This window comes from Pseudomonas sp. MM227 (assembly GCF_947090715.1).
Taxonomy (GTDB): domain Bacteria; phylum Pseudomonadota; class Gammaproteobacteria; order Pseudomonadales; family Pseudomonadaceae; genus Aquipseudomonas; species Aquipseudomonas baltica.
The window spans coordinates 4,281,826-4,308,499 of record NZ_OX352319.1 but is presented as its reverse complement, the minus strand read 5'-3'; the positions used below and the strand labels follow the sequence as shown (position 1 = coordinate 4,308,499).

At 63.4% G+C, this 26,674-nt stretch carries 20 protein-coding genes and 1 pseudogene; 11 read left to right on the top strand and 10 right to left on the bottom strand.

Annotated features, from left to right (window positions below):
* The first annotated feature begins 131 nt into the window (after window positions 1-131).
* Together ONG87_RS19630 and ONG87_RS19625 are read left to right on the top strand one after the other, a co-directional pair.
* Window positions 132-1,364: an ATP-binding protein gene (locus ONG87_RS19630; RefSeq protein ID WP_264381890.1), complete on the top strand. Its 1,233-nt coding sequence runs from the start codon at window positions 132-134 to the stop codon at window positions 1,362-1,364.
* Entirely contained in the window at window positions 1,361-1,987 is a 627-nt protein-coding gene (locus ONG87_RS19625) for a hypothetical protein (protein WP_264381889.1), read from the top strand. Before ONG87_RS19630 ends, ONG87_RS19625 begins: the two co-directional genes overlap by 4 nt.
* A 36-nt stretch (window positions 1,988-2,023) precedes the next feature.
* Here the strand turns inward: ONG87_RS19625 and ONG87_RS19620 are convergent, their stop codons facing one another.
* The 4 genes from ONG87_RS19620 to choX form a co-directional block, all read right to left on the bottom strand.
* On the bottom strand, window positions 2,024-2,476 hold the full coding sequence (locus tag ONG87_RS19620) for a thioesterase family protein (RefSeq protein ID WP_264381888.1): 453 nt from the start codon (window positions 2,474-2,476) through the stop codon (window positions 2,024-2,026).
* Window positions 2,473-3,438 carry an L-carnitine dehydrogenase gene (locus ONG87_RS19615; protein WP_192103205.1) on the bottom strand — a complete coding sequence of 322 codons (966 nt, stop codon included), beginning with the start codon at window positions 3,436-3,438 and terminating at the stop codon, window positions 2,473-2,475. Before ONG87_RS19615 ends, ONG87_RS19620 begins: the two co-directional genes overlap by 4 nt.
* Before the next feature lie 136 nt (window positions 3,439-3,574).
* The gene (locus ONG87_RS19610; protein WP_264381887.1) at window positions 3,575-4,459 is read right to left on the bottom strand and encodes a 3-keto-5-aminohexanoate cleavage protein; all 885 of its coding nucleotides are present in this window, start codon (window positions 4,457-4,459) and stop codon (window positions 3,575-3,577) included.
* 312 nt (window positions 4,460-4,771) lie between these two features.
* Window positions 4,772-5,692 carry a choline ABC transporter substrate-binding protein gene (choX, locus tag ONG87_RS19605; RefSeq protein WP_185794763.1) on the bottom strand — a complete coding sequence of 307 codons (921 nt, stop codon included), beginning with the start codon at window positions 5,690-5,692 and terminating at the stop codon, window positions 4,772-4,774.
* 245 nt (window positions 5,693-5,937) lie between these two features.
* On the opposite strand from choX, the gene ONG87_RS19600 reads away from it, so the two are divergent.
* Complete coding sequence (locus ONG87_RS19600; RefSeq protein WP_264381886.1) at window positions 5,938-6,885, top strand: GlxA family transcriptional regulator; 948 nt, start codon at window positions 5,938-5,940, stop codon at window positions 6,883-6,885.
* A gap of 378 nt (window positions 6,886-7,263) precedes the next feature.
* Complete coding sequence (locus tag ONG87_RS19595; protein WP_264381885.1) at window positions 7,264-7,521, top strand: hypothetical protein; 258 nt, start codon at window positions 7,264-7,266, stop codon at window positions 7,519-7,521.
* Between the two features lie 19 nt (window positions 7,522-7,540).
* On the opposite strand, the gene ONG87_RS19590 is transcribed toward ONG87_RS19595, so the two are convergent.
* Window positions 7,541-7,957 carry a DUF3010 family protein gene (locus ONG87_RS19590; RefSeq protein WP_264381884.1) on the bottom strand — a complete coding sequence of 139 codons (417 nt, stop codon included), beginning with the start codon at window positions 7,955-7,957 and terminating at the stop codon, window positions 7,541-7,543.
* A 2-nt stretch (window positions 7,958-7,959) separates the two neighbouring features.
* Window positions 7,960-8,361, bottom strand: coding sequence for a lysozyme inhibitor LprI family protein (locus ONG87_RS19585; RefSeq protein ID WP_122479788.1), 402 nt, complete (start codon window positions 8,359-8,361; stop codon window positions 7,960-7,962).
* 286 nt (window positions 8,362-8,647) lie between these two features.
* Here ONG87_RS19585 and ONG87_RS19580 point away from each other — a divergent pair, with 286 nt between their 5' ends.
* From ONG87_RS19580 to ONG87_RS19555, 6 genes and pseudogenes are all read left to right on the top strand, one after another.
* Window positions 8,648-9,625, top strand: coding sequence for a dipeptidase (locus ONG87_RS19580; RefSeq protein WP_122479787.1), 978 nt, complete (start codon window positions 8,648-8,650; stop codon window positions 9,623-9,625).
* 212 nt (window positions 9,626-9,837) lie between these two features.
* Window positions 9,838-10,368 (top strand): DUF5943 domain-containing protein, encoded by a 531-nt coding sequence (locus tag ONG87_RS19575; protein WP_122479786.1) that lies wholly within the window; start codon window positions 9,838-9,840, stop codon window positions 10,366-10,368.
* 18 nt (window positions 10,369-10,386) lie between these two features.
* A pseudogene (locus tag ONG87_RS19570) lies at window positions 10,387-12,444 on the top strand (FAD-dependent oxidoreductase); the annotation flags it as partial.
* Window positions 12,445-12,565: 121 nt separating this feature from the next.
* On the top strand, window positions 12,566-14,518 hold the full coding sequence (gene dgcB / locus ONG87_RS19565) for a dimethylglycine demethylation protein DgcB (RefSeq protein ID WP_264381883.1): 1,953 nt from the start codon (window positions 12,566-12,568) through the stop codon (window positions 14,516-14,518).
* Window positions 14,518-15,738 (top strand): electron transfer flavoprotein subunit alpha/FixB family protein, encoded by a 1,221-nt coding sequence (locus tag ONG87_RS19560; RefSeq protein ID WP_264381882.1) that lies wholly within the window; start codon window positions 14,518-14,520, stop codon window positions 15,736-15,738. Before dgcB ends, ONG87_RS19560 begins: the two co-directional genes overlap by 1 nt.
* Before the next feature lie 28 nt (window positions 15,739-15,766).
* Entirely contained in the window at window positions 15,767-16,540 is a 774-nt protein-coding gene (locus ONG87_RS19555) for an electron transfer flavoprotein subunit beta (RefSeq protein WP_192054985.1), read from the top strand.
* Between the two features lie 11 nt (window positions 16,541-16,551).
* On the opposite strand, the gene ONG87_RS19550 is transcribed toward ONG87_RS19555, so the two are convergent.
* The 3 genes from ONG87_RS19550 to gbcA form a co-directional block, all read right to left on the bottom strand.
* Window positions 16,552-19,572 carry an RHS repeat domain-containing protein gene (locus ONG87_RS19550; RefSeq protein ID WP_264381881.1) on the bottom strand — a complete coding sequence of 1,007 codons (3,021 nt, stop codon included), beginning with the start codon at window positions 19,570-19,572 and terminating at the stop codon, window positions 16,552-16,554.
* A 138-nt stretch (window positions 19,573-19,710) separates the two neighbouring features.
* Entirely contained in the window at window positions 19,711-21,711 is a 2,001-nt protein-coding gene (locus ONG87_RS19545) for an acyltransferase family protein (RefSeq protein WP_264381880.1), read from the bottom strand.
* A 95-nt stretch (window positions 21,712-21,806) separates the two neighbouring features.
* Window positions 21,807-23,102: a glycine-betaine demethylase subunit GbcA gene (gene gbcA, locus ONG87_RS19540; RefSeq protein WP_122480123.1), complete on the bottom strand. Its 1,296-nt coding sequence runs from the start codon at window positions 23,100-23,102 to the stop codon at window positions 21,807-21,809.
* A 286-nt stretch (window positions 23,103-23,388) separates the two neighbouring features.
* Between gbcA and gbcB the strand changes: the two genes are divergently transcribed.
* A complete protein-coding gene (gene gbcB / locus ONG87_RS19535) occupies window positions 23,389-24,489 on the top strand; it encodes a glycine-betaine demethylase subunit GbcB (protein ID WP_122480122.1) in 1,101 nt (366 codons plus the stop codon).
* A 410-nt stretch (window positions 24,490-24,899) separates the two neighbouring features.
* Here the strand turns inward: gbcB and ONG87_RS19530 are convergent, their stop codons facing one another.
* A complete protein-coding gene (locus ONG87_RS19530; RefSeq protein WP_185794774.1) occupies window positions 24,900-26,525 on the bottom strand; it encodes a methyl-accepting chemotaxis protein in 1,626 nt (541 codons plus the stop codon).
* Window positions 26,526-26,674 lie beyond the last annotated feature (149 nt).

Sequence of the window (26,674 nt, the reverse complement as noted above, 5' to 3'; positions counted from 1 at the left end):
CATGGCCGGATTGCACACAGGCAGGTCGTTTTTCGCATGCCTGCGTTCGGCCCCTGTAGCACCGGGGTATGGCACCGTGCGACGCAACCCTGAATACCCTTGCCGTTCACTTCCTATGGACGGCAATGGACATGCTCGACTTTCTCTCCTTCAAGGGCGTCGGCCCTTCTCCCGCGCTGGGGCCCATCGGGCTGGCGCCACGGCTGAACTTCATCACCGGTGACAACGGCCTGGGCAAGAGCTTCGTGCTCGATGCCGCCTGGTGGGTGCTGACCCGTACCTGGGCTGCGGGCAAACCCATCAAGGCGCGCGACCAGACGGCATTGCCGGTGATCGACTATCGGTTCACGGGTGCGCACCGCAGCGCCGGGCAGTGGGCCTGGCAGCAAGGTCGCTGGGCGGCGCTGGGCGACAGCACGCCGAGCCGTTCGCTGGTGGTGTATGCCCACGCCAACGGCACCTTCAGCGTCTGGGATCCGCTGCGCAACGCGGGCGAGCTGGCAGCCTATCACTTCGATGAAACCCAGCTGTGGCAGGGCGCCTCGATGGCTGGCCAGGGTCGCTTGTGCAACGGTTTGATCAGCGACTGGGTGCGTTGGCAGCGCAATCATGGCTGCAAGGCGTTCGCCGCCTTGAAGCAAGTACTGCATGCCCTGTCGCCCTCGCGCGAGGAGCTGTTGCTGCCCGGTCGCCCGTGTCACATCGGCCTGCTGGATGAAACCCAGTACCCGACCTTGCAGCGGCCCCAGGGGCAGGTGCCCCTGCCCGAAACCTCCAGTGCCATCCGCCGCGTGGTGGCCCTGGCCTACATGCTGGTCTGGACCTGGGAAGGCCACCGCCGCGCCTGCCGCCTGGCCGGTGTGCGGGCGAGCGATGAACTGGTGTTTCTGGTGGATGAGGTCGAATGCCATCTGCACGCTCAGTGGCAGCGCCGTATCGTCCCGGCGCTGATGGCCGTGGTCGGGGCGCTGACCCGTCAACGCCTAGCGGTGCAGATGATCGTGGCCACGCACTCGCCGCTGGTGCTGGCCTCCATGGAGACGCAGTTCGTCGAAGCGCGCGATGCACTCTTCACCTTGGGCGTGCAGGCCGGTGAAGTACAGCTGCACCGACACGTCTGGGCGCCCCAGGGCGATGCCGTGAACTGGCTGGTGTCCGAGAGCTTTGGCCTGCGCCAGGCGCGCTCGGTGGAAGCGGAAGCCGCGATCGGCGCCGCTGAGGCCTGGATGCGTGGCGAGCGGTCAGGGCTGCCAAAGGGGCTGGACAGTGAGGCAGCGATCGAGTCGCAGCTGCTGCGCACACTGCCCACCGGTGATCATTTCTGGCCCGCCTGGGTCGTGACCAAGGCTGGAGCAGGGGCATGATCGAGCTCGTCAATCCGCTGCCCGAACCTCACGGCTTCGACGAGCGCTGCCGCCAACGCGGCAATGCCTGGTTGCAGGACAATCCCGACGCTGCCAGGCCACGCGACTACTGGTCGCCGTTTCGCCCGGAACTGGGCGAGGGCTTCGCCAACCGCTGCGCGTTCGGCGCCATGTACATTCCCAGCGGCACCGTGGAACATTTCATCAGCTGTGACCAGGACCGTGGCATGGCCTATGAGTGGAGCAACTACCGTTATGTCGACGCCTGGATGAACAGCGCCAAGGGCAGCAAGAAAGCCGAGGATTTTCTCGATCCGTTCGAGGTACGCGAGGGCTGGTTCGAGGTGTTGCTGCCGTCGCTGCAACTGGTGTTGACCGACCAGGTGCCCGAAGCGTTGCGGGCGCGGGCCGAGTACACCCTCAAGCACCTGCCGCTGCGCGATGACGAGCGGGTGATGCGCGTGCGGCGGCAATGGTTGCGCTTGTTCGAAGAGGGCAAAGTCGGGCTGGAAGGGCTACGCGAGATGGCGCCGCTGATTGCGGCGGCGGTGGAGCGCCAGGCAGAGCGCAGTGCGGCTTTCGCGGCCGATGACCGCTCCTACGAGGCACCCCAAACCCCGTAGGAGCGGTCCGTGGCCGCGAAGGGCGTGGCGCGGTTTTCAGCCTGGCAACGCAATCCGCCGACCTGCGTACTCCGCCTGGGGCTGTTGTCGCTGTGCCTCGAAAGCCTCGGCCAGCGCCGCCAACGAAGCCTCCCCGAACACCGCCGACTTCGGCCCCTTCAGATCCACATGCAAGAGCATCTGCTCGCTGGCGGCCAGCACCTCGTCCGCGCCTTGCAGGTGCAGCGTGTGGTACACCTGCACCCGTTTGTGGTCATGGGCCAGCACCCGCGTACGCACCTGAACCTGCGCCCTTTGTTTCACTTCATGCAGATAGTTGAGGTGACATTCCAGCGTGAACAGCGAGCGCCCGTCACGCTGCGGATCCACTCCGATCCGCAGCATGAACGCATCGGTGGCGTAGCTGAAGATCAGCAGATAGAACGCATCGCGCAGATGCCCGTTGTAGTCCACCCACTCCGCGAGCACCGGCGTCTGGTAGGTGATCATTCGGCGAAGCTCATGCCGTGCCGGGCCTTGGTCACCCGTACCGCGTCCAGCACCGCCAGCAGGCAATCATCGCGATAGCGCTCCAGGGCGCCGATGCTGTGTTCGCCAAGCTGCGCCGAGGTGCCCGCGACCACCTCGTCGATCAGCGAATCGGTCAGCTCCGGCGCCGGCAGGTAGGTCCAGGGCAACTTCAGCGCCGGGCCGAACTGGTTCATGAAGTGCCGCATGCCGGCGTCGCCGCCCGCCAGGGTGTAGGTCAGAAACGTGCCCATGAACGACCAGCGCAAACCGGCGCCAAAGCGAATGGCGTCGTCGATCTCGCCCGTGGTGGCGACGCCGTCGTTGACCAGGTGCAAGGCTTCGCGCCACAACGCCTCGAGCAGGCGGTCGGCGATGAAACCGGGCACCTCCTTGCGCACGTGCAACGGGCGCATGCCCAGGCTCTCGTACACGGCGATGGCCGCCTGGATCGCCTCGGGCGCGGTGTGCCGGCCGCCGACCACTTCCACCAGCGGCAGCAGGTAGACCGGATTGAACGGATGGCCGACCACGCAGCGTTCCGGGTGTGTGGCGCCTTCATAGAATTCGCTGGGCAGCAGCCCTGACGTGCTGGAACCAATCAAGGCGTCGGGCTTGGCGGCGGCGCTGATTCGGGCGTGCAGGTCCAGTTTCAGTTCCAGCCGTTCTGGCGCGCTTTCCTGGATGAAGTCGGCGTCGCGCACGCAGTCCTCGACGGTGGCCACAAAGCGCAGCCGCGACTGCGCTGCACCCGCCGCCAGGCCTTGTTTGACCAGGGCCGGCCAGGCGTTGGCGACGCGTTGGCGCAAGGCGGCTTCGGCGCCGGGCGCAGGGTCCCAGGCCACCACGTCCAGGCCATGGGCCAAGGCGCGGGCGACCCAGCCGCTGCCGATTACACCGCTGCCCAGGGCGGCGAAGGTTTTTATGTGGGTGATGTAGGTCATGGGTCATTCCTGGAGAGGTGTGTGGGGGATGCGGGCCTCTTCGCGGGCAGAGCCCGCTCCCACATGGGATCTTTGTGGGAGCGGGGCGGGCGGCGAGGCTGCTACCCGCGAAGAGGCCTGGAGAGCACCAAAAAAATCAGCGGCTGACGAGGTTCATCTTTTTCCGCCCTTCGGCCGGTGTCAGCACCCGAGCGCCCAGCCGGGTAAGGATCTCGCCGGCGCGTTCGACCAATTGACCGTTAGTGGCCAGCACACCTTTCTCCAGCCAGATGTTGTCTTCCAGCCCGACCCGCACGTTGCCGCCCAGCAGCACCGCCTGCGCGGCCATGGGCATCTGCATGCGACCGATGCCGAAGCCGGCCCACACCGCGTCTGCCGGCAAGTTGTCGACCATGGCCTTCATGGTGGTGGTATCGGCCGGCGCACCCCATGGAATGCCCAGGCACAACTGGAACAGCGGATCGTGCAGCACGCCTTCCTTGATCATCTGCTTGGCGAACCACAGGTGGCCGGTGTCGAAGATTTCCAGCTCGGCCTTCACGCCCAGCTCGGTGATGCGTTTGGCACCGGCACGCAATTGCGCGGGAGTGGACACGTAGATGCTGTTGCCGTCGCCGAAATTGAGGGTGCCGCAATCCAGGGTGCAGATCTCCGGCAGCAACGCTTCGACGTGAGCCAGGCGTGCCAGCGGGCCGATCAGGTCGGTGCCGGGGCCGAACACCATCGGCGTTTCCCCAGGGCCGATCTCGAGGTCGCCACCCATGCCGGCGGTGAGGTTGACGATGATGTCGATGTCGGCCTCGCGAATGCGCTCCATCACTTCCCGGTACAGCGCCACGTCGCGGCTGAAGCGGCCGGTCTGTGGGTCGCGGACATGGCAGTGCACGACCGTGGCGCCCGCCTTGGCTGCCTCTACGGCGGCGGCGGCGATCTGTTTCGGCGTGACCGGAACATGCGGGCTTTTCGCGGTGGTGTCGCCAGCACCGGTCAAAGCGCAGGTGATGATGACGTCGTGGTTCATTGCAGGGTTCCTTGAGGTGTGTGTCTGATGTAACGCGGTTGTCGCCGGACGCGGCTTGCGCCGCTGCTACAGGGGATCGCGGTGTGTCCGGCAGAGCGCGGTTGTTCCCGCACGTACAAGGCAGGCGCGCTGTTCTGTAGCAGCGGCGCGAGCCGCGTTGGCGGTATCTGCGGTGTGGCTGATGCAGCGCGGTCTTGTTCATCTACCGTGGTGAACCATTCGCGGGTAGAACCCGCTCCCACAGAACCTGCTCCCACAGAACCTGCTGCCACAGAACCCGCTGCCACAGGCGGCGCTGCTACAGGGGTGCGTTCAAGCGGCGGGTTTGCCGTCGAAGGTGGTGACGCCTTGCAGCCAGCGCTGGCGGTCCTGAGGGTGGTCCTTGAGCCATTGCCGTGCCGAGTCGAAGGCGTCCTTGTGCTCCAGGAGCGGCTGCATCATTCGGCTTTCGTCGGCGGCGGTGAAAGTGAGGTTGCCCAGCAGCTTGTCCACGTTCGGGCAGCGGCTGGCGTAGTCCGGCGCGGTCACTGTCCACACCGTGGCCATGCCTTCGTTCGGGCCCAGGGCATCTTCACTGCCGCTCAGGTAGGTCATGTCCTGATTGACGTTCATCGGGTGCGGCGCCCACCCGAAGAACACGATGGCCTCGTTGCGCTTCACCGCGCGCGTCACCGCCGAGAGCATGCCGGCTTCACTGGACTCGACCAGTTGAAAGTCGCCCAGGCCGAAGCGGTTCTTGGCAATCATGTCCTTGATCTGCGTGTTGGCGCCCGACCCCGGTTCGATACCGTAGATCTTGCCGCCCAGTTCCTTCTTGAATTTGGCAATGTCGGCGAAGCTTTTCAGGCCTTTGTCGGCCAGGTAGGTCGGCACGGCCAACGTGGCGCGGGCGTCCTTCAAGCTGGGCTCGGCCAGCACGCGGACCTGCTTCTGTTCCACGAAGGGAGTGATGGTCTGGGTCATCAACGGGTTCCAGTAACCCAGAAACATGTCCAGGCGCTGATCGCGGATACCGGCAAAGATGATCTGCTGGGACGCGCTGGTCTGTTTGACGCTGTAGCCCAGGTCGTCGAGCAGCACCTGGGTCATGGCGCTGGTGGCGATCACGTCGGTCCAGTTGACCACGCCCAGGCGCACGTTCTTGCAACTGGCCGGTTCCGCGGCGCTGGCCGTGCCGGTCAACAGCGCGGTACCGGTAAGCATCAGCAGGCAGCAGCTGATCAATCTGTTCATGATGGCTCCCTCAGGCGGCAGTTCGAATTGTTATGGGGGCGGCGTCTGCGCGCCGTTTGCATAAGGTACGCAGGCCGTTGGCGGAAAAAACGCACTGCGGCGACCGGCTCTTGCACAGTGGCGACGTGGTGGGTATTAGTGGTGGTTCACAGAGGCCCTCTTCGCGGGCAGAGGGCGCGCCGCTCGCCCTGCTTCCACAGGATCGCGCTGTGGGATCGCTGCCCGCAGAACTCACAGAGCACACCATGGCCCAAGACTTCAATTTCCTGTTGCTGCCCGGATTTTCCGCAATCGGTTTCATCTCGGCGATCGAGCCTCTGCGCGTGGCCAACCGCTTTCGCGGCGAGCTGTACCGGTGGCAGGTGCTGAGCCTGGACGGCGGCGCGGTACTGGCCAGCAACGGCATGTCGGTGAATGCCGATGGGGGACTCGGGCCGCTGACCAAGGGCGTGACGTTGTTGGTGGTGGCGGGCTTCGAGCCGCTGGCAGCCTTTGATGCAACGCTGCGCGATTGGCTGCGGCGGCTGGATCGCGAGGGCGTGACCCTGGGCGGTATCGACACCGGCAGTTTCGTCCTGGCCGAGGCGGGCCTGCTCGAGCGCCACCGCGTGGCGCTGCACTGGGAGGCCTTGGATGCTTTTCGCGAATCCTACCCCGCGCTCAGCGCCAGCCAGGAGCTGTTCGAGACCGACAGCCTGCGCATCACCTGCGCCGGCGGTACTGCCTGCATCGATCTGATGCTCGATCTGATCGGCCAGGCCCATGGCAGCTCGCTGGCCATCCAGGTGTCCGAGCAGTTCGTGGTGGGGCGCATTCGCCCGCGCAAGGACCACCAGCGCATGGAAATCGCTTCACGCTACGGCCTCAGCAACAAAAAACTGGTGCAGGTGATCGGCGAGATGGAACAGCACACCGAGCCGCCGCTGAGCACCTTGCAGCTGGCCGAACTGGCCAAGGTCACTCGCCGCCAGCTGGAGCGCTTGTTCCGCCTGCATCTGAACGACACCCCGAGCAACTTCTACCTGCGCCTGCGCCTGGAAAAAGCCCGGCAGCTGCTGCGCCAGACCCAGATGAGCGTGCTGGAGGTGAGCATTGCCTGCGGTTTCGACTCGCCGTCTTATTTCACCCGCAGCTACCGGGCGCGCTTTGCCTGCTGCCCGCGGGAAGATCGGCGCGGGCGCGAGTCGGGGTAGGTCGTTCACCATGCAGCGGCCGTGCCGACGCCTTCGCGGCCACTGGCCGCTCCTACGGAAGACTGTTATCCCTCTGCCTTCGCGGCCACTGGCCGCTCCTACGGAAGACTGTTATCCCTCTGCCTTCGCGGCCACTGGCCGCTCCTACGGAAGGACTGTGATCCCTCTGCCGCCTGAGCCACTGGCCGCTCCTGCGGAAGGACTGTGATCCCTCTACCGCCTGGGGCACTGGCCGCTCCTGCGGATGGAATGTGCGCGTGTCGTAGGAGCGGTCTATGGCCGCGAAGGCGCCGGTACGGCCAATGCATATGTACCGTCCTGGCACGGCAGGCGGCCGCTAACCTGCGCGCTCATTCAGCGATATAAGGAATCATCGAAATGAGCAAGCAAGTCATGGGTGCGCCAATTCTGGCAGTGGCTCTTCTGGCATTGGCCGGGCCGGCAGCGGCGGCGTGGTACGACTGCCGGGTCATCGACAACCAAGCCGATGACGCCTGGAACAACACCCTGGTTGATCTGCCCGTGGAGGCCGACAGCCTGGCGGATGCCGAGCAAAAGACCCGTGCGTTCGTGGCGCAGGACCCCAGCAATCCGACCGACATCGGCCTGGACTGCCGGGTAAACGAGGAGGAATGAAAGACGACTGTTGACCGTTTCAGCGCGCCTTGAGCAATACCGCGCAGGCAGCCTTGTAGGCTTCGTGCTGGTATTTGTTCAAGCTGCCTGGCAGCTCGGCCAGCTTCTTGGCCTGGGCGCTGATGGTCTGCGGCGACACCAGCACTGCCTCGCAGCCTTCGAGCAGCTGCAGCACGCCTTCGATCTTGAAAGTGGTCGGCCCGCCGGCGAATTCGCCTTTCTTGCCACGCTTCTTGATGGCAAGCATCTTCAACCCGTTGTCGCCGACGAAAGCGGCCACCTGTTCGCGAAACTGCCGCACGTTCGCCGCGATGTCATCGTCTTCCAGCGCGATCTTCTTGAGGGAAGTGGGAAGATGCGCCAAGTCGGCACCGTCGTATTCCACCACTGCAAAGATCGCTTCGCTGCCCTTGATCTCGACCCCGACTATTTTCACGCTCACTCCAGGCCCACCGATTGCAGAAATTCGGAACGCTCGTCGCTTTTCTGCGCGCGACAATCGTTCTGGGCAATGTCATAGGCCTTGGTGCCTTTGCCGGCATTGACCGTGTACACGTCGCAATCGGCATCGCGCGACTTGGCCCACAGGTCCTGGGCGGTCTTGAGCCTGTCGGTGAACGCCTTGAGTTCGGGCGAGCCTTTGGGGAACTGGGAGTTGATGCGGTCGAGCAGGTCGGTGTACGACTCGCTCATCTCGGTTTCCGATGTCTTGCGGTTGTAGGCCGAGCAATCGTAGCTCTGCTGATCGGTTTCGACGTTATCGCACGGGGTGGGGCCGTCGGACTCTTCTGCCTGGGCGGCGAAGGACAGCAGGGCAAGCATCAGCAGCGTGAATCTCATGAGGATCTACCTAACCCGTTGAGCAGGACAATTGCCGCTGATTCTGTCTCAGGGGCGCTGGAAAGCATAGGGGCGCAGCGATGCCAGGCGGTTTATTTCATGCAGTGGCACGACCAAGCAGGTCTCCCCTGCAAGGTGGGTGGTCATCTTTTGCATCGTGCGTTGACGCTTTCGGCAATTCCCCTGTCGTTTTTGCATCCGGTCGCCCTGTCGCGCAGGCATATGCTGGCTCCATGAAGCGCCGACATACGATTCGGCGCCTGACTTGCCTGATGGGGACTGCCCGATGAGCCCAGCCGAACTGCACGCCGACAGCATCGTCATCGACGGGCTGATCATTGCCAAATGGAACCGCGAACTGTTCGAGGACATGCGCAAGGGCGGTCTGACCATGGCCAACTGCACGGTGTCGGTGTGGGAAGGTTTCCAGGCCACCATCGACAGCATCTGCAAGAGCCAGAAGCTGATGCGCGAGAACAGCGACCTGGTGATGCCCGTGCGCAGCACCGCCGACATCCGCAAGGCCAAGGAAACCGGCAAGACCGGCATCCTCTTCGGCTTCCAGAATGCCCACGCCTACGAAGACCAGATCGGCTACGTGGAAGTGTTCAAGCAGCTGGGCGTGGGCATCGTGCAGATGTGCTACAACACCCAGAACCTGGTCGGTACCGGCTGCTACGAGCGCGACGGCGGCCTGTCCGGATTCGGCCGCGAGATCGTTGCCGAGATGAACCGCGTCGGCGTGATGTGCGACCTGTCCCACGTCGGCTCCAAGACCAGCGAAGAAGTCATCCTCGAGTCGAAAAAGCCGGTGTGCTACTCCCATTGCCTGCCGTCGGGCCTCAAGGAGCACCCGCGCAACAAGTCCGATGAAGAGCTGAAATTCATCGCCGACCATGGTGGCTTCGTCGGCGTGACCATGTTCGCGCCTTTCCTGGCCAAGGGTATCGATTCGACTATCGACGACTACGCCGAAGCCATCGAATACACCATGAACATCGTCGGTGAAGACGCCATCGGCATCGGCACCGACTTCACCCAGGGCCACGGCCAGGACTTCTTCGAATACCTGACCCACGACAAGGGCTACGCCCGCCGCCTGACCAGCTTCGGCAAGATCATCAATCCGCTGGGCATCCGCACCGTGGGCGAGTTCCCCAACCTGACCGAAACCCTGCTAAAGCGCGGCCACAGCGAACGCGTGGTGCGCAAGATCATGGGCGAGAACTGGGTCAATGTCCTCAAGGACGTCTGGGGCGAGTGAATACCTCTGGAGCCTACTGCGCTCGCCGATAGCTGCGTCAGGTCCTCGCGAAAAGCTCGCCGTACCTCGGTACTGTCTCGCCTTTCGCTCCGGTCCTTCCTTGCTCTCGACGTGCTCGCTACGGCTCCAAAGGCATTCACACAACTGTCTATCTACGAGCAAAGCGATTCTGCGTTGCTTGCTCGAATCATGTTTATCGGAGATCACTCACCATGGCCAAGATCGCCCCGCAACTGCCCATCGAAGTCGACAGCGAAACCGGTATCTGGACCTCCGACGCCCTGCCCATGCTGTACGTGCCGCGTCACTTCTTCGTCAACAACCACATGGGCATCGAAGAGGTGCTGGGCGCCGATGCCTACGCCGAGATTCTCTACAAGGCGGGCTACAAATCCGCCTGGCACTGGTGCGAGAAGGAAGCCGAGTGCCATGGCCTGGAAGGCGTCGCGGTGTTCGAGCACTACATGAAGCGCCTGTCGCAGCGCGGCTGGGGCCTGTTCAAGATCCAGGACATCGACCTGGACCAGGGCACCTGTAGCGTCAAGCTGGAGCATTCCGCCTTCGTCTACGTGTACGGCAAGGTCGGACGCAAGGTCGACTACATGTTCACCGGCTGGTTCGCCGGCGCCATGGACCAGATTCTCGCCGCTCGCGGCAGCAGCATTCGTACCGTCGCCGAGCAAGTGTACGGCGGCTCCGAAGAAGGCCACGAAGATGGCCTCTTCACCGTGAAACCGTTGTAAGTCGAGGAATCAACCGTCATGGCTTTCGAAGCGATGTTCCAGCCGATCCAGATCGGCAAGCTGACGATCCGCAACCGCGTGCTCAGTACCGCGCACGCCGAGGTCTACGCCACCGACGGCGGCATGACCACCGATCGTTACGTGAAATACTACGAAGAGAAAGCCAAGGGTGGAATAGGCCTGGCCATCTGCGGCGGTTCCTCCAGCGTGGCCATCGACAGCCCCCAGGGCTGGTGGAAATCGGTCAACCTGGCCACCGACAAGATCATTCCGCATTTCCAGAACCTGGCCGACGCCATGCACAAGCATGGGGCCAAGATCATGATCCAGATCACCCACATGGGCCGTCGCTCGCGGTGGGACGGCGAGCACTGGCCGACCCTGATGTCGCCCTCGGGCATCCGCGAGCCGGTGCACCGCGCGACCTGCAAGACCATCGAGCCCGAAGAGATCTGGCGCGTGATCGGCAACTACGCCAGCGCTGCGGCCCGCGCCAAGGCCGGCGGCCTGGACGGCGTCGAGCTGTCGGCGGTGCACCAGCACATGATCGACCAGTTCTGGAGCCCGCGGGTCAACAAGCGCACCGACGAGTGGGGCGGCAGCTTCGAGAACCGCATGCGCTTCGGCATGGAGGTGATCAAGGCCGTGCGCAAGGAAGTCGGCGACGACTTCTGCGTAGGGCTGCGCATCTGCGGCGACGAATTCCATCCCGATGGCCTCAGCCACGAGGACATGAAGGAAATCGCCAAGTACTACTGCGACACCGGCATGCTCGATTTCCTCGGCGTGGTGGGCTCGGGTTGCGACACCCACAACACCCTGGCCAACGTCATTCCCAACATGAGCTACCCGCCCGAGCCGTTCCTGCACCTGGCGGCAGGGATCAAGGAGGTGGTGAACATCCCGGTGCTGCACGCGCAGAACATCAAGGATCCGAACCAGGCGACGCGTATTCTGGAAGGCGGCTACGTCGACATGGTCGGCATGACCCGGGCGCACATCGCCGACCCGCACCTGATCGCCAAGATCAAGATGGGCCAGATCGACCAGATCAAGCAATGCGTGGGCGCCAACTACTGTATCGATCGGCAGTACCAGGGGCTGGACGTGCTGTGCATTCAGAACGCGGCCACGTCGCGTGAATACATGGGCGTGCCGCACATCATCGAAAAGTCCACCGGCGTGAAGCGCAAGGTGGTGGTGGTCGGCGCAGGGCCTGCCGGCATGGAGGCCGCGCGCGTGGCGGCCGAGCGTGGCCACGACGTGACGTTGTTCGAGAAGAAGGACTTCATCGGTGGGCAGATCACCACTGCGTCCAAGGCGCCGCAGCGTGACCAGATCGCTGGCATTACCCGCTGGTTCCAGCTGGAACTGGCGCGCCTGAAGGTCGACCTGCGCCTGGGCACGGCTGCCGATGCCGATACCATCATGGACCTGCGCCCGGACATCGTCGTGCTGGCGGTGGGTGGCCACCCGTTTCTGGAACAGAACGAGCACTGGGGCGCCGAAGAGGGCCTGGTGGTCAGCAGCTGGGACGTGCTCGACGGCAAGGTCGCACCGGGCAAGAACGTGCTGGTGTACGACACCATCTGCGAGTTCACCGGCATGTCGGTGGCCGACTTCCTCGCCGACAAGGGCAGCCAGGTGGAGATCGTCACCGACGACATCAAGCCGGGCGTGGCCATCGGCGGTACGTCGTTCCCCACCTACTACCGCAGCATGTACCCCAAGGAAGTGATCATGACCGGCGACATGATGCTGGACAAGGTCTACCGCGAAGGCGACAAGCTGGTGGCCGTGCTGGAGAACGAGTACACCGGCGCCAAGGAAGAACGCGTGGTCGACCAGGTGGTGGTGGAGAACGGCGTGCGTCCCGACGAACAGCTCTACTACGCGCTCAAGCAGGGGTCGCGCAACAAGGGCCAGATGGACATCGACGCCTTGTTCGCGATCCAGCCGCAGCCGTCGTTGAGTACTTCGGGCGACGACTATCTGCTGTTTCGTATCGGCGACTGCGTGGCCCAGCGCAACACACACGCGGCGATCTACGACGCGCTGCGCCTGTGCAAGGATTTTGACCCTGCTCCCGTAGGAGCGGTCATCGGCCGCGAAGGGATCACTGCGGTGTACCTGATACAGCGCAGTGACCGTTTCGCGGCCGATGACCGCTCCTACGAGGGTCCACAGAGGCCTCACCATGCTCAATACACTGCTTCCCATCCTGTTGTTCGCCGCCCTCGCCTTGGCTGTTCTGGGCGCCGTGCGGCGAATCAATATGTGGCGCCGCGGTCGGCCATCCCAGGTCGACCTGCTGGGCGGCCTGCTGGCCATGCCCAAGCGCTACATGGTCGACCTGCACCATGTGGTCGCGCGCGACAAGTACATCGCCAACACCCACGTCGCCACGGCCGGTGGCGCGGTGCTGGCGGCGGTGCTGGCGGTGCTGGTCCATGGCTTCGGCCTGCACAATCGCATTCTTGGCTATGCGCTGCTGTTCGCCACCGCGCTGATGTTCGTCGGTGCCTGCTTCGTCTACGCCCGCCGCCGCAACCCGCCCGCGCGCCTGTCCAAGGGCCCGTGGATGCGCCTGCCGAAAAGCCTGCTGATGTTCTCGGCCACCTTCTTCATCGCCACCTTGCCGGTGGCCGGTATCTTGCCGATGAATTTCGGCGGTTGGGTACTGGCTGCGGTGCTGGGCATCGGCGTGCTGTGGGGCGTGTCGGAACTGTTTCTCGGGCTGACCTGGGGCGGGCCGATGAAGCACGCTTTCGCTGGCGCCTTGCACCTGGCCTGGCACCGCCGCGCCGAACGCTTTGGCGGTGGTCGCTCCACCGGCCTGAAACCGTTGGACCTGAACGACCCCACTGCGCCGCTGGGCGTGGAAAAACCCAAGGACTTCACCTGGAACCAGCTGCTGGGCTTCGATGCCTGCGTGCAGTGCGGCAAATGTGAAGCCGCGTGCCCGGCGTTCGCCGCCGGTCAACCGTTGAACCCGAAGAAGCTCATTCAGGACATGGTCGTAGGCCTGGCCGGTGGTACCGATGCGAACTTCGCCGGCAACCCCTATCCCGGCAAGGCGATTGGCGAACACGCGGGTAACCCGCACCAGCCCATCGTCAATGGCCTGGTCGATGCCGACACCCTGTGGTCGTGCACCACCTGCCGCGCCTGCGTGGAAGAGTGTCCGATGATGATCGAGCACGTCGACGCCATCGTCGACATGCGCCGCCACCTGACCCTGGAAAAAGGCGCCACGCCCAACAAGGGCGCCGAAGTGCTGGATAACCTGATCGCCACCGACAACCCCGGCGGTTTCAGTCCTGGTGGCCGGATGAACTGGGCCGCCGACCTGAACCTGCCATTGTTGAGCGAGCGCAAAACCATCGACGTGCTGTTCTGGGTTGGGGACGGCGCCTTCGACATGCGCAATCAGCGCACCCTGCGTGCTTTCGTCAAGGTGCTGAAAGCGGCCAAGGTCGATTTCGCCGTGCTCGGCCTGGAAGAGCGCGACAGCGGAGACGTGGCGCGGCGACTGGGCGACGAGGCCACCTTCCAACTGCTGGCCAAGCGCAATATCGGCACCCTCGGCAAGTACGGTTTCAAGCGCATCGTCACCTGCGACCCCCACAGCTTCCATGTGTTGAAGAACGAGTACGGTGCGCTGGGCGGCAACTATCAGGTGCTGCATCACAGCACCTTCATGGCCGAACTGGTCACCGCCGGCCAGCTCCATCTGGGACAGCACAAGGGCGGCAGCGTGACCTACCACGACCCGTGCTACCTGGGCCGCTACAACGGCGAGTACCAGGCCCCGCGCGATGTGCTCAAGGCGCTGGGTATCGAGGTCAAGGAAATGCAGCGCTCGGGTTTCCGTTCCCGCTGTTGCGGTGGCGGTGGCGGCGCGCCGATCACCGACATACCCGGCAAGCAGCGCATTCCCGACATGCGCATGGAAGACATCCGCGAAACCCAGGCCGAAGTCGTGGCCGTGGGCTGCCCGCAGTGCACCGCCATGCTAGAAGGCGTGGTGGAACCGCGGCCGTTGGTCAAGGACATCGCCGAACTGGTCGCCGAGGCGCTGGTCGAGGACAGTGTTGCCCCCGCCAGGCCCGCACCGGCCAAACGTGAAGTTGTCGAGGAGGTGCATTGATGAGTGACCTCATCCGTCGTGATCCGCGGGCCGAATGGATCGCCCGCAACCGCCTGCATCCCTTGCACAGTGCCCTGCAGCCTCAGGCGAGTGCGTGGATGGGGCCCAATGGCGTCATGCGCAAGAACCCCCACGGCATCGGTTTCATCGGTGCCAACGGGATCAAGCGCATCGACCGCAGTGGCGCCCAGCAGGGCGGCGCGAGCAAGCGTTCGGCAGCCGTGGAAGTGAAGCTGCCCTTGCACCAGGTGGCGGTGCCCCAATTTTACATCGCTGTGGTACCGGACATGGTCGGCGGCCGCCTGAGCAGCCACGACCGCGACGTGCTGGGCCTGGCCCATCGCCTGGCAGCAGGGGGTGGCGCGGTATTGGCTATCGTCTTCGGCGAATACAAGGAAAACGCTTTCGATAGCGCAGGCGTCGACCGGCTGTTGATTGTGCAAGGCGGCGAATTCGAAGGTTATGCGCCGGAACAGCGAATCCACGGCCTGCGCGCGGTGGATAATCAGTTCAGCCCACGCCATTGGCTGCTGCCCGACAGCCGTACCGGCGGTGGCGAGCTGGGTCGGCGTTTTGCCGCTTGCCAGGGTGAACGTCCCGCCACACGTGTGTGGCAGGTCAAGGACGGCCAGTGCATCAGCCGTGCCGGTGCCGGCCAGCAGGACATTGCCCGACCGCTGCCGCGCTTGATCCTGGCGGCCGCCGAGTGCGCCGAACCGGTGGACGAGACTCGTCACGAAGCGCTGCCGGTGGCGTTGTCCGCAGCCACGGCGCGCAGCCTGCCGCGCATCGAAGACCTCGGTGCGGTAGCAGTCGACCCGGCGGCCGTGCCCATGGCCGAATCGGAATTCATATTCTCGGGGGGCAATGGGGTCAAGGACTGGGAACTGTTCCACCGGACGGCCCAGGCCTTGGGTGCGACCGAAGGTGCCTCGCGGGTGGCGGTGGACGATGGTTTCATGCTGCGCGACCGTCAGGTCGGCGCCAGTGGTACCTGGGTGACCGCGCGGGTCTATGTGGCGGTGGGCATTTCCGGTGCCATCCAGCACTTGCAGGGCATTGGTGGTTGCGACAAGGTCATTGCCATCAACCTCGACGCCAACTGCGACATGGTCAAGCGTGCCGACCTGTCGGTGATCGGCGACGGGCAGGCGATCATGCACGCCTTGATCGACGCCATCCAGGCCTATCGCAACCAAGCCAAACGCGATGCCGCCTGATGGGCGCCACGATGAGAGAGACACAGCCATGAACACCAAGGTCATCACCCTCGTTTCCATCGGCGCCCACCCGACGTCCGGCCGCCCCCGGCGCGCAGACCAGGATTCACGCGCCGTGGAGCTGGGCCTGCAACTGGCCGGAGATGACCTGCAGGTGCTGCACGCCGGTGATGTCGCCGAGCCTGCGTTGCGCGCGTACCTGGGCATGGGCCTGCAACAGCTGCACGTGCTCGAACAGCCACAAGGCGCCGATGCCTTGCCGGCCCTGTGCGACTACCTGCAAGCGGCCGGTGCGCACGTGGTGCTCACCGGTACCCAGGCCGAAACCGGCGAAGGCTCGGGCATGTTGCCCTTTCTGCTGGCGGAAAAACTCGGCTGGCCGTTGATCGTTGGCCTGGCCGAGGTCGAGTCCATCGACAACGGCGTGGCCCAGGTGCTGCAGGCCTTGCCCCGAGGCCAACGGCGGCGCCTCAAGGTGCGGCTGCCGTTGCTGGCCACCGTCGACAATGCCGCACCCAAGCCTCGGCAGAGCGCCTACGGCCCGGCGCAGCGCGGACGGCTGCCGGTGGATGAGGTGGAGGTAATCAACGACGAACTGTTCGACAGCGCCGAGCTGCAGCCGGCCAAGCCCCGGCCCAAACGTTTGAAGGTGATCAAGGCCAAGAGCGGCGCGGATCGCATGAAGGCCGCCACGGCCAAGGCCAGTGGCGGAGGAGGGCAGGTGCTCAAGGGCCTGAGCGCCGAAGAGGGCGCTCAGGCGGTGCTCAAGGCGTTGATCGAGGAGGGGGTGGTGCGGCTTTGATGCGCGCGTCGCTACAAGCCAAGCACGTCGACTTGATGCCGCTGGCGGAATGCGCTGGTGGCACCGGCAGCCGCTTGCAGATGGTCAACAGCCGTACTGAATTGCGCGACCAGGCCACCCAACGTCATGCTTTTTCCAGTGAACGTGCTATTGGTCAGCCCAGTGAGTTTATCGTCAGCCTCGGTCGCGTTGTACATCTTTGCTATCTGTAGCGTCCGCCGATAGAGCTCGGCGAACGCACCGTCCGCGCTGGTTTCCAAAAGTTCGAGCTTCGCCGGGTCTTTGTCTTGTTGGGTTTTATACAGTTCATAGCCAGCCTTGATTGCATCGACGCCGATCTTGACGGCGACGCCCGCTGGCCCTGCGGCTTTGGAACCTGCGGTTTTGGCGACTTCAGTGCCGAGGTTCAGGGCATTCTTGGGATTGTCGGGTACGTAAGTGCGAGATTTATAGTAGAACTTACCCACCAGACCGTTCTTGCGAATCTTCGCGTCATGAATGATCGATGAAGCACTCAGAGTTCCAGTACGCAGATGCAGAGTGGCGGTATTGCCGGCTTTTTCCATTGCCTTTTCCGAGGCGACACTGGCCAGCTTACCGAGCACCATGCCTATGCCAGCACCGGCCAGAGCCCCCGCCGGGCCCAATGCCATCGCCCCGACGGCTGTGCCAATGGCTGTTCCTGTGGCTGTAGAGCTCAAGTTGGAAACAACGATAGTCGCCCCTCGAAGTCCGACCGACTTCGCCAGCTCAGTAGTGCTTTCCATATTTTTCAGTGCCTGGATCACACCCTTGCTATTGGTTTCAGAGATTTCGTAGGCCGAAAGCAGTACCTGCGCGCGGCTCTGCCTGGTGCGATTGAACCAGGTCTTGCAATGGCCTTTCCAGTTCTCATATTTACGGCGTCGCTCGCTCTCGGAACCGGTTCCCCAATACGGCTGCCCCGCCAGGTATTCGTCTGTAGGGCCCGCTTCAATCATGCTTTCAAGGGTGTCATGCTTTGTTTTAGCGCGCCCATCACCGTCCACCATGGTGATAGGATTGTTGCCTACCATCGCATAAAGGTTCAGACCGTCGATATCGCCCGCCGGATCCGGATTGATCCATCGGATCTGCCAGGGTGCGTAGTAGCGCAAGCCGTAATAGTAAAGACCGGTGGCGTCACGTTCCTTGCCGGAGTAGCGGATGGTTTTGTACTTGGCTTGCAGTGCACTGCGACCGGCCCAGCAGGCGGTGCCCCCGAACGGATAGTATTCTTCCCGGCTCAATAACTGGCCGTCGCTGCCCAACTCCAACGTGGCTGAGCGCAAATGGTTGCTCAGGGTGAAACGCAGTTGATCATTAGGCAAACCCTCGGGTTTGCCATGTGCCCAATGCAGCAGACGGACGCCGTTCTTACCCGCTTGCGCAACGATGACATGCAAGCGCTCACCGCTGCGGCTGTCCGTCCGAATTTCCAGCCCCGGTAGGTAGCGGACCTCACATCGACGTGCGCCGCTGCGCTGTTGGGCATGGGATATCTTGCGCAAACGACTTCCCGCAGCGTCGTAGATGTAGCGCTCATAGTCGTCTTCTTCATCGTCGCGCTGCACCGGTGCCACGCGCTGCAGCTGGTTGTATTCATCCCATGTCATTACCTGCCCGGGCAGCAGTTCGCGGGAGTTTCCATTGGCATCGAAGCCATCGGTCAACTGGCCTTCATCGGGGAGTTGCCCATTGCGCTCGGGCAGCGATCTGTTGCTGGCACTTGCCACCGCCATTCTGAGTGTTCGGTTCCGTTGCCCATTGACGTGGCGAAGCTCTGTCAGGTTGCCCGCCCGGTCATACTCCATGTTCTGCCGGTAGTTGAGCAGCAAGGAAGGATCCTGAGGCATTGCCAGCAACGGCGGCAGTGATGGGCCTTCGCCGCCCGCATTTGCAGCTTCGCGACCGGTAGCTTCGATCAGTTGGCAAAACGAGTCATAGCGATATTCGTTGACCGCTTCGATGCGACGATTGGCGTGGTATTTGGTGGGTTGAGATTGATCGCTGACCTTGATGATGTTGCCGGCTGGATCATACAGGTAGTGCAAATCCTGAAGCACGACCGCGTCGGCGCTTACGGACGTTGCCCTGAGTAGCTGTTGGTCGATGGGGTCGAACTCGGCGCGGCTTGTCACGCCATTGCCTATCGTTTGCGAAACGATCCGCCCGCCTGCATCATGACTCAACGCCGACAGCAGTTCACAGTTCAGCCCTTCGGCGGTCACCAGCCGGCTGGTAGCCTCCAGACCACTGATGTCATGGCCAAAATGTTGCACATTACCCAAGGCGTCTCTGTGGGTGACAAGCATGCCGGTGGCATCGTGGGTATAGGAGGTGCGATAACCCGGCCCAGGCTCTAGCAAGGCATCGCGTTCCGCCAGGGACACGGGCCAGTCGGGTAGCACCTCTGCGTCCAGAAAACGCTGCGTATAGCTGATCGCTTCGCCGTTGATGTCAAACCCATGGGCGATTCTGCTGCCCGCGTCATCGTCATGCCGATAGCTCGTGCCGCACAGATTGCGAGCAGCGTGCTCGCTGTCGACCGCTGCGTAATCGACGCGTTGCGTGACGCGTTGCCGGCCCTCGGCATCGCGTTTGGCAACCGATATCAACCTGGCGTGTCGGTCATAATTCAGCGTGGTGTGGATGCCTTTGCTGTCCCAGCTTTCCCGGTTGGAGCCTTGGGCGTCGAGCAACATCGCTTTCCAGCCAGAATCCGCATTGCGCTGCAACAACGGTGTACCCGAGAAGCTGAACACCGTTGCTTGATTCGGCGTCTCGCTCACACCGCTCTGGAAATGCTCGAACTGACGCGGATCCCACTGGCTGACAGGACGGCCTGCGTGGTCATGCCATTGGGCACTGACCCGGGGCTCGGCAAGGACGTCGGCTTCGCGTCGGTAATAACCGATGGTACGTACGGCCAGGCCACGGGGGTCGGACACCACCAGTGCCGGGGTGCGGGCATGGATGGCGAGTTGATCGGAGATGCTTCGAAGGGGCGACATGCTGTCCTGCCTTGCTCGGATAGATTTCCCTCTTTATCTCTGATCGACCGGCAGCCAGCCATGAACACCCACGGTATCAACGCTGCGCACAACTGTAGCGGCGATGCAGGCCGCGTTCGGCTTGCCGTGCCGGGTGCGTCATCGCGTTCGCAGGGGTGCGTAGAGGTGTATCAAAAGCGCTGTGAAAGAGGGTTCGAGCACACGGTTGCCGTGGCCGCTCAGGTGGTCGGCATCAGCGAAGAGTGGTGTTTCGTTCGAGTCGTAGGTCGAGCAGGTGTTGCCCGGGCAAAGGATCGGCAACGGATCCCAGACGTTCAGCGCCGGGTATTCGCGGGTCAGTATCGTCAGCAGATGCATCTGCGGCGCACGTAGCTGCACTATCCGGTCGTGTTCCACGCTCAGTCCGGGCGTGCAGATCGGATTCATTCGGTTGAATGGATCCGAGCAACGGTTCGCCGGGGCCTTGAAGACCGGCGACGGTGCGTCGATCAGTACGGTCAAGCCCGCCGCCTGCAGCGATTCGAGCACGGCGTCGGCGGCCTGACGCGCCGCTTGGGCGTGTTGCACAGTGCGCTCGCCGCGTGCTTGTTCGAAGATTGCGTCCTCGCCCTGCTGCCAATCGCGACCTGCCAGCTCCGGCATGCGCAGGGACGCCAGGAACACCACATCGCCCGGCTTGGCGCGTGCCTGAATATCGGCCAACGCACTGCTCTGCCAAGAGGCGCAGGCGGGCGGATCGGCATCCAGCAGGCTGACCACTGCGCAGCCGCCGCGTTCGTATTCCACCACGTCGATGCCCAGTCGCAGCGAGACGATGTTGAGCATCGTGCGGTACGCGGCAGTGTGTGAGTCGCCCAGCACGAAAAGCTGGCGCCCGTGCAGGGCCGGCTGGTCGATCTTTTCGATCGGCTCCCGAGGGTAGTGTCTGTAGGCATGCCAGGTGTAGCTATCGGCCACGGTACTCAGCGATAAACGCTCGGTGGAGTGGATTGTCCACGCCGCAATTCCGGCGCACAGCCCCATGGCACTCAGCCCACCGCACACCGACAGCCCCGCACGACGATGCCACCGCGTGCCGCCACGGCGCACTGGCATTTCGACCCAGTGGTAGGACGCCGCTGCCAGGCCGAACACCAGCAACGGGTAGGCCAGCTGGATCCACAATGCTTCCAGGCCAATGGTCCAGCGCAGGAATACCGCCACGGGCCAGTGCCACAGGTACAGCGAATATGACAGGCGCCCCACGTACGTCAGGGCTGGCCATTGCAAGACCGTCAGCAACGGGCCAGCGGGTCGATCGCTGCCGAGCACCACGGCGGCGATCAGCAACACCGTGCCCAGCACCGGGACCAGCGCCCATGGGTACGGGAAGCGTGCGGTCGGCGTCAGCATGAAGCCTGCCGCCAGCAACGCCAGCCCGGCCACCAGCATCGCCTGTCGATGCCACGCATGCAGGCAAGTCAGGCGGCCTTGGCCGATGGCCTGGAACAGCAGTGCACCGGCGGCCAGTTCCCAGAAACGGCTGGGCAGCAGATAGAACGCCGACAAGGGTGCGGCGTGGGTCTGCACCGCGCACCAGGCCAGCGAGGCAAGGGTCAAGGCAGGCAGCAGGCAGCGCGCGATAACGCTGTTTTCGCGGTAGCGCAGCCAGAGCAGGAAGACCGTGGGCAATAGCAGATAGAACTGTTCTTCCACGCCCAGCGACCAGGTGTGCAGGTACGGGTTGAACTCGGCTTTCGGTGAGAAATAGGTGTCGGTCTGCCAGGCCAGAACCAGGTTGCTCAGCCCCACGAATGCGGCCAGGCCAGTGTCTTCGTTCTGGCTGCTGAGCCATACCGGGGGAACGATCAGCGCCGACATCAGGACACTGGCGGTGAGCACAAGCAATAACGCCGGAAGAATGCGCAGCAGGCGTCGTTGGTAGAACTCCAGCAGGAAGGTGCGCAGCGGCAGGCCGCTCGTTTGCGCCAGGGAGCGGCTGATCACGTAGCCGGAAATGACGAAGAACATGTCTACGCCGGTGAAGCCTCCTGGCAGAAAGCGCAGGAAGTCGACATGGAAAACGATGACTGCAAGTACCGCGATCGCGCGCAGGCCATCGATGCCCGCAACGTATGGCAAGCCGGGAGTGGAGGACATGGTGCCGCCCTTTTATTGTTGGGCAGCGACCATAGAATGCCTGGGCAGGCAAACGCCAGATTGCATCTTTTCAGGATGTATCCCGAGCTCGCCTGTTACTCGTGCACTGCCACGCCCTTGAGATACGCCGCAGGCTCCGCCCCCAGGTTGCTCAGCAGCCGCTCGCTGTACCAGTCGATGAAGTTCACCACGCCGAACTCGTAGGTCTTGGAGTACGGCCCCGGCTGGTAGGCGGTGGAGTTGATGCCGCGCTGGTTTTCCTCGGCCAGGCGGCGGTCCTGGTCGTTGGTCGCGTCCCACACCTGGCGCATCCGCGCGACGTCGTAGTCCACGCCTTCCACGGCGTCCTTGTGCACCAGCCACTTGGTGGTGACCACCGTTTCCTGCGCGCTGATCGGCCACACCGTGAACACGATGATGTGGTCACCCATGCAGTGGTTCCAGGAATGCGGCAGGTGCAGGATGCGCATCGAACCCAGGTCCGGATTCTTGATGCGCCCCATCAGTTTCTTGCAGCCGACCTGGCCGTCCAGCGTCATCGACAGCGTCCCCTTGAGCAGCGGCATGCGCACGATGCGGTTGCGCAGGCCGTGGCTGGCGTGGGCGTAGGGGATCTTCTCGGCATCCCAGGCGGCAGCCGAGGCGGCCACATGGTCCTTGAAGGCCTGGTCGGCGCGCGGGTCGGTGACGTCGTCCCATTCCAGCAGGGTCTTGAGCAATTCGGGGTGGGCGCCGCCGCAGTGGTAGCACTCGCGGTTGTTCTCCAGCACCAGTTTCCAGTTGGCCTTTTCCAGCAGATCGGTCTGCACCGCGACCTTGGTGTTTTCCATGTCGTACGGTTCCATGTAATGGTTCAGCGTACTGAGGAAATTGTCGATCGCAGGCGGGTTCTCCGCCAGGCTGATGAAAATGTAGCCGCCTGAGGTTTTCACATGCACGGGCTTGAGGCCGTACTGCTTCATGTCGAAGTCGGCGCCCATCTCGGTGCCGGCGAACAGCAGGCGGCCATCCAGCTCGTAGGTCCATTGGTGGTAATGGCAGACCAGCTTGGCCACCTTGCCTTTTTCCTTGGTGCACAGTCGCGAACCGCGATGGCGGCAGACGTTGTGAAAGGCATGCACCACCCCTTCGGCCCCGCGCACCACGAGGATCGGATTGCTGCCGATCTGCAGGGTGAGGTAGTTGCCCTTGGCCGGGATCTCGCATGTCATGCCGGCGATCAGCCATTCCTTGTTGAAGATCTCCTGCATGTCGATCTGGAACAGGCGTTCGTCGTTGTAGAACGGCTGCGGCAGCGAGAAGGTACGCTCGCGTTCCTGCAGCATCTGGGCGGTTGCCTTGCGTGCGGGTTCCAGCGGATCGCCCAGACTCAGGGTAGTGGTGGCATCCATCGTGTTCATCCTCATGGCCAGGCAGTGTGGCCGCGAAAAAAGTGGCTGTTACGGTTGTCGACGCAAGGCGGCTGAAACTGCGTTCAGATGCGGTGGAGTGTGCGACTCGGCGCGCCATGAACCTTATCCATGGGCGACATGGCCAAATCCATTCCCGACGCTGCAGGCTAGGCGGCATGGGGCTGGTCGCCATGAGCATGTGGATGTCGCGGATGGGAATGTGGCGGTGGCGGTGCACCCGCAGAATCGCTGCACGCACAGTCGGCAGTCGACCTTGGAGACCAGCATGTCCAACCCCTTCCTGATGCCCGTCAATACCCAGACCTGGGCCAATGGGCGCCACATCGTTCGTTGCGTCAAGGTGATCCAGGAAACCTGGGACGTGCGCACCTTCTGCTTCATGGCCGACCAGCCCATTCTGTTCTTTTTCAAGCCAGGCCAGTTCGTGACCCTGGAACTGGAAATCGAAGGCCAGCCGGTGATGCGCTCGTACACCATCTCCAGCGCGCCGTCGGTGCCGTACAGCTTTTCCATCACCATCAAGCGAGTGCCGGGCGGGCGGGTTTCGAACTGGTTGCACGATACCCTGCACGAGGGCCAGGAGCTGGCGGTACATGGCCCGGTCGGGCTGTTCAATGCCATCGACTTTCCGGCACCGAAGATTCTCTATCTCAGCGGTGGGGTCGGTATCACGCCGGTGATGTCGATGGCGCGCTGGTTCTACGACACCAACGCCAACGTCGACATGGTTTTCGTGCACAGTGCGCGTTCGCCCAAGGACATCATCTACCACCGCGAACTGGAGCACATGGCCTCGCGGGTCGACAACTTCAGCCTGCACATCATCTGCGAGAAGCATGGGCTGGGTGAGCCGTGGTCGGGCTACCGTGGCTACCTGAACCACAAGCTGCTGGAATTGATCGCGCCCGACTTCATGGAGCGCGAGGTGTATTGCTGCGGGCCGACCCCGTACATGACTGCGGTCAAGCGCCTGCTGGAAGCCGCCGGCTTCGACATGACCCGTTACCACGAGGAATCGTTCGGCGCCACGCCGCCCGAGGCGCGCGCCGACGCCGTGGAACAGGCCGAGCAGGCCGCCGATGCGCCGGAAGTGGACGTCTCGGAACTGCACCTGGTGGAGTTCACCGCCAGCGGCAAGAGCATCCGCGTGGCGCCGGGCGAAACCGTGCACGCGGCGGCTTCCAAGCTGGGAATGATGATTCCCAAGGCCTGCGGCATGGGTATCTGTGGCACCTGCAAAGTGTTGAAACTGGGCGGGGAAGTGGAGATGGAGCACAACGGCGGCATCACCGAGGATGACGAAGCCGAGGGTTACATCCTGTCCTGCTGCAGCGTGCCGAAGGGAGATGTGCGCATCGAGTTCTGATGTGCGATTGCGGTGTCAGTCGTGGTTTCGGACGACCGCATCGAGGCCGGACGCGGCTTGCGCCGCTGCTACAAGGCATTGCGGTGCATCTGAACGCCTGCGTCGAAGCCGGACGCGGCTTGCGCCGCTGCTACAAGGTATTGCGGTGCATCTGAACGACTGCGTCGAGGCCAGACGCGGCTTGCGCCGCTGCTACAGGGGGTCGCGGTGTTTCTGAACGACTGCGTCGCGGCCGGACGCGGCTTGCGCCGCTGCTACAAGGCATCGCGGTGCATCTGAACGCCTGCGTTGCGGCCGGACGCGGCTTGCGCCGCTGCTACGAGGCATTGCGGTATTTCTGTAGCAGCGGCGCGAGCCGCGTCGGCGGTGCGCGCGGTGTCTATGAGTGAACGCGTCCAGGCGCCCGGTGCTTACACCTTGAAGCGTGCCACCAGCCCGTTCAGATCCACTGCAAGGCGCGCCAGTTCGCCGCTGGCTGCCGTGGTCTGCGCCGAACCTGCAGCGGTCTGCACCGACAGGTCGCGAATGTTCACCAGGTTGCGGTCCACTTCGCGTGCCACCTGGGCCTGCTCTTCGGCGGCGCTGGCGATCACCAGGTTGCGTTCATTGATCTGCACGATGGCGCCATTGATCGTCTCCAGCGCCATGCCGGCACCCTTGGCGATGTTGAGGGTCGACTCGGCGCGCTCGGTGCTGTTGCGCATCGAGTCCACGGCCTGCTCGGTGCCGCCCTGGATGCTGCCGATCATGCGTTCGATCTCGCTGGTCGACTGCTGGGTGCGGTGCGCCAGCGCGCGGACCTCGTCGGCCACCACGGCAAACCCGCGGCCTGCCTCGCCGGCACGTGCCGCCTCGATGGCAGCGTTGAGCGCCAGCAGGTTGGTCTGGTCGGCCAGGCCACGAATCACGTCCAGCACCTTGCCGATGTCGCGCGACTCGGTTGCCAGGTTGCCAATCAGCTCGGCGGTGCTCTGCACATCGCCGCTCATGCGTTCGATGGCGCTGACGGTTTCCATGACCAGGTCACGGCCATCGCTGGCCGACGTGGTCGCGTCCTTGGACGCCTCGGAGGTGCTCACGGCGTTGCGTGCCACTTCTTCGACCGCACTGGTCATCTCGTTGACCGCAGTGGCGGCCTGTTCGATCTCGTTGTTCTGCTGAGTCAGGCCGCGAGCACCTTCGTCGGTGACGCTGTTGAGTTCCTCGGCAGCCGATGCCAATTGGGTCGCCGAACCGGAAATGCGCTGCAGGGTATCGCGCAGCTTGCCCTGCATCTTCTGCATGGCCAGCAGCAACCGCGCGGCTTCGTCGCGCCCCTCGGCATGGATCGGCCGGGTCAGGTTGCCTTCGGCAATTGCCTCGGCCGCCACCAGTGCCTGGTCGATCGGCCTGACGATGCTGCGGGTCAACAGCCAGGCAAACAGGAACGTCAGCAGGGTCGCCACGATCAGCATGCCCACCACCCAGGTGAACGCCGAGCGGTATTCATCCTCGGCTTGCTGATTGATCTCGCGGGTTTGCACATTGTTGATCTTGACCAGTTTCTCGAGCACGGCATTGACCTGCTCGGAATTGCTCAGCATGTCGCTGTTGAGCATGGTCCGCAGCTCTTCCACCTGGCCGTTTGCCGAGAAGCTCTTCATGCGAGCTTCGAGCTGGCGATACTGGCCCAGCAAACGCTTGTAGTCATCGTAGGCCGCCTGCTCTTCGTCATTGGAGATCATTTTCTCGTAACGGGCCTGGGCCTGGTTGATCTGCTCGTTGCGCTGGTCGAACAGCTGCACGGTTTTCTGCTGGATGTCGGCTTCGCGATTGAGCAACAAGCGGTACGACAGCACACGCAGGCGCAGCGTCAGCTGGGTCAGCTCGTCCAGGCTGGTGATGCTGGGTACGGTGTTGTTCTCGATGTTCTGGCCGGCGGCGCGGATGTGGCTCATCTGGACCAGGGAAAACACCCCGAGCACGATCATCAGCACGCCGATGAGGGAGAAACCGAGCAGAGCGCGCGGGGCGATGTTCATGTTGCGTAAAGACATGTGAGGTTACCGAAAGGTAGGGCGCGTCCGTGCGACACAAGAAAGGGCTGCACGGCTTATCGGTCGAATGTAAAAAGTCTGAAGGGGACAAATTGCCGCAGGTGATGCGCGTCATCGCGAGCGCTCAAGCGATGAAGACCGATGAACGG